Below are 3,853 nucleotides of genomic sequence, written 5' to 3'. Positions count from 1 at the left end.
CTCCCACCAGACCGCCGACCCTATGCCCCACCAGCGAAAACGCAGTCCTCACGTCCGGAAAGACAACAGCTTCTCAGCCAGCCCAGGAGGGTCTGGAGGAGGACGACGGCCGACAGCACAGCGGTCACGGACACGCACACGGTGGCCACGGCGCGGAAGACGGGGCCGTTGGCGGCGTCCCCCAGGACGCTGCGGCGGTTGGCCAGGGTGAGGACGTAGGCGAGCAGGATCGGGGTGATCAGACCGTTGACGACCTGGGCCCGCACCAGGAGCTGGATCAGGTTGCCGGGGATGAGGGCGATGGCGGCGCCGGTGAAGACCTGAGCCGTGAACAGCCCGAGGAACAGGGGGGCTTCGCGGAAACGGCGGGAGACGGAGCTTTCCACGCCGACGGCTTCCGCGACGGCGTAAGAGGTGGACAGGGGGACCACGGCAGCTGCCAGGGCTGAGGCGCCGAGCAGCCCGAGGCCGAAGAGCTGTTCGGCGAAGCGGCCCGCCACCGGCTTCAGCGCCGAGGCGGCCTGCGCCGCGGACGCTAGCGGTGCCCGGGTGGTGATCGCGGCGGCGGTGGCGGTGATGATGAACATGCTGATGATGTTGGCGAAGATCGTTCCGGCGATCGTATCGGTCTTCTCCCGCGGGTATTCGGCCGGGCAGATCCCACGGTCGGCGACGGCCGCGGCGACGTAGAACTGCATGTAGGGGGTGATCGTGGTGCCGATCAGCGCGACCCCGAGCAGCAGGAAGTCCTTGCTGGCGACGAAGTGCGGCCAGGCCAGCTGGGCTCCGGCCTGCCCCCAGTCGGGGTGGGCCAGGACGGCGGCGAGAGGGTAGGTGAAGAACGCCAGCGACAGCACCAGGAAGATCTTCTCCGCGTACCGGTAGGAGCCGAAGACCACCAGCGCCCACACTCCCATCGCGGCAAGCGGCACCGTGATATAGCGGGAGACGCCGAGAAGTTCGAGGGCGGCGCCGATGCCGGCGAACTCGGAGACCACCAGGCCCAGGTTGGCGATGATCAGGCACAGCAGGGCGAAGGCGGAGACACGGACGGAGAACTGCTCGCGGATCAGCCCGCCGAGCCCGACACCGGTGTAGGCGCCGAGCCGGGCGCACATCTCCTGCACGACCACCAGCGCGACGGTGACCAGGAGCATGAAGAACAGGGTGCGGTAGCCGTACTGGGCTCCGGCCGAGGCATAGGTGGCGATCCCGCCCGCGTCATTGCCCGCGTTGGCGGCGATCAGGCCGGGGCCGGCGATGGCCAGGGCGGTGACCAGGCGGCGCCTCCAGCGCGGCGCGGGCCGGTCCGGCGCAGCCGTGTCGGGCGCGTCGGGGGCGGCGGGTGCCGTGGTGGAGTTCCGCTCCATGGCCGTGACCTTTCCTCTCGGATACGTGGGCAACAACGAGGCGCGCGGCTTCGCTTCAGGGGACGAGGCGGAAGAGGCGGAAGCGGCCGCGTTCGGGTACGAGGGCGTCCACCAGGTCGTCGGCGAGGATGCGGCCGAGGGGGCGGTGAAGGTCGTCGACGACGACTACGGAATGCCGGCGGGTGTCGGTCAGTCGCTCGACCACCTCGCTCAGCGGCGCGTCCGAGCTGACGGTCACCGGGCCGGGCTCCTGCACGAGTTCACCCAGCCGTGTGTCGGGTTCGGCGAGCAGCAACTGCACCACCGGGACGTCGTCCACCAGGGCGCCGTTCCCGTCCAGGAGGCACACGGCGTCCAGATCGGTGGCGTGTTCGGCCTGCCCGCGTAGCTCGGCCACCACATCCGCCACTGACCGGTCAGCGGTGGCGGTGACCAGCAGGGAAGTCATCAGCGCGCCAGCGGTGTCCTCGGCGTAGCCCAGCAGCCTGCGCAGCCGGCCGGCCTGCTGCGGGCGCATCGCTCCCAGCAATCGCTCCCGCTCGGGTTCGGGCACGTCGCGCAGCGCCTCACTGGCCTCGTCGGGCTCCATCTCCTCCAGTAGCCGGGCGGCCTGTGCGGTGGGTGCCTCGCGCAGCAGCGCCTCCAGGTCGGCGGCGTGCATCTCCTCCAGCGCGTCCGCGGCCTTGCCGGGCTCGACCATCTGAAGCAGCTCGCTGCGCGCGCCGCGGCCCAGGTCCTCCAGCAGGTCGGCCAGCTCCGCGGGGCGCAGTGTCTTCAGCGCGGAGTTCGGGGCGCGCAGCCGCACCTGCCTCGCTGCGGTGCCCTCACGCTCCGGGCCGCCCAGCGCCTGGATGGCCGCCCAGTCCAGCACCTTCTCCGGCGCGGGGCCCCGGTGCAGGCGCCGCGGGCCCATGCGGCGCAGCAGAACCTTCAGCCCGACCTCGGCGCCCACCAGCCGCCACGTTCCCTCCACACGGGCCAGGTAAAGATCGGAGGCGCGGATCACGCGGACCCCGTCGACGTCGACCAGCTGGTGGTCCAGCACATCATGGGCGAGGCGTACCTCGCCGTCGCGCACCTGAAAGTCCCGCAGGTCCAGCCGGGCGGAGTTCAGCCGCACGTCGTCCGGGGCCAGGTCGGCGACCGCCGCGAGGGGCACGTAGGCGGCCCGGTGGCCGACCTTGACCACCAGCCCGGCCACCTCCGGGTACCGCTCCCCGCGCCACCGGCAGATCACGTCCACCAGATGGCCGATCTCCTGCCCGGCGGGGTTGACCACCACCACGCGGAGCAAGCCTGCCAGGGAGACCAGGGCCTCCCGCACCGCCCTCTGGGCAAGCGCCCCACCCTCGCGATGCTTCCGTCTTTCCTGCTGCACTTCCTTTCCCGACATGTCGCAACCCTCACGCACGCCTTCGACTGGCACGCACCAACACGCCCGAGGTCCGTCGGCCTTCTCCGCCGCGCCGACCAGGGGGCGCGGCAGCCGGCCCGGCTGTGAGCAGGTGTGCCTGTCAGCAAGTCCCGGCGGCCACCGAAGCCCGACGGCGCAGACTGCGGTGCCCGTGCCACCGGCCCATCTCAAGTCTGCCGTGGCGCCCGCATCGGTGGAGCGGACGTTCCGATGGCCTACTGGCGCGGTGATCTGCCCCGCCGCCCTTACGAGCCTCAAACCGGGCCGACCACTTGGGTGGGTCGGCTGTGGGTCAGCTGACGTGGACGCGGGGCCTGCGTTCGAGATGCGGCGGGTGGATGCGATAATTCCCGGAATTCCTCACCAGCAGCAGATCTGCGGCGTAGACCAAGGCCACCAGAGCCCCTTTTTTACTGCGAGCGTACCCGGAGCGTGACAGGTGCATTGTGAGCATGTAACCAGCCACGGTCTGACAGGGGAAGGACGCCGGTCGGCGCTTGTCACATTTTGAGACTCCACGCACGGGCCGGATGCGCTGTGATGCTCACACCAGGACGCATCGCCGGGCCCTGCGTCCGCAGGGCTGCCTGGCGACACGCGGGCGGCCGACGCGGCGGAGGCGTAGTCGCGGGCGTCATGCCGTGCAGCCGCCCTTCCCCAGGAGGCATTCGTGAGCCGACAAAGTCTCAGCAAGGCGCACAAGAAGATCACCGAACTCTCGTGGGAGCCGACCTTCGCCACCCCGGCGAAGCGGTTCGGAACCGACTACAAGTTCGACAAGGCCCCGAAGAAGGACCCGCTCAAGCAGATCCTGCGCTCCTACTTCCCGATGGAGGAGGAGAAGGACAACCGCGTCTACGGGGCGATGGACGGCGCCATCCGCGGCAACATGTTCCGTCAGGTGCAGGAACGGTGGATGGAGTGGCAGAAGCTGTTTCTGTCGATCATCCCGTTCCCGGAGATCTCCGCGGCCAGGGCCATGCCGATGGCGATCAGGGCGATTGCAAAGTTCGTTGATCGTGTGTTGGTGCAGGTCAGTTGAGTCCGAGGACGGTCAGTGGCCGCTCGT

The 3,853-nt window shown here is 69.9% G+C and carries 3 protein-coding genes; 1 reads left to right on the top strand and 2 read right to left on the bottom strand.

What is annotated here, in order from left to right:
• Positions 1-20 precede the first annotated feature (20 nt).
• Positions 21-1,370 carry an NRAMP family divalent metal transporter gene (locus ABD198_RS30295; protein WP_344007907.1) on the bottom strand — a complete coding sequence of 450 codons (1,350 nt, stop codon included), beginning with the start codon at positions 1,368-1,370 and terminating at the stop codon, positions 21-23.
• Between the two features lie 55 nt (positions 1,371-1,425).
• Positions 1,426-2,655, bottom strand: coding sequence for a magnesium transporter MgtE N-terminal domain-containing protein (locus tag ABD198_RS30290; RefSeq protein ID WP_344007905.1), 1,230 nt, complete (start codon positions 2,653-2,655; stop codon positions 1,426-1,428).
• Positions 2,656-3,454: 799 nt separating this feature from the next.
• Between ABD198_RS30290 and ABD198_RS30285 the strand changes: the two genes are divergently transcribed.
• Positions 3,455-3,826 carry a ferritin family protein gene (locus ABD198_RS30285; protein ID WP_344007903.1) on the top strand — a complete coding sequence of 124 codons (372 nt, stop codon included), beginning with the start codon at positions 3,455-3,457 and terminating at the stop codon, positions 3,824-3,826.
• The last annotated feature ends 27 nt before the right edge of the window (positions 3,827-3,853 follow it).

Source organism: Streptomyces thermocarboxydovorans (genome assembly GCF_039524635.1).
GTDB lineage: Bacteria > Actinomycetota > Actinomycetes > Streptomycetales > Streptomycetaceae > Streptomyces > Streptomyces thermocarboxydovorans.
Note: the sequence above shows the minus strand (reverse complement) of the source record. Positions and strands in the feature narration are given on the sequence as shown.

What these genes read in the sequence shown, in the direction of transcription:
- ABD198_RS30295 (WP_344007907.1), bottom strand. Translation starts at nt 1,370, where the DNA reads ATGGAGCGGAACTCCACCACGGCACCCGCCGCCCCCGACGCGCCCGAC.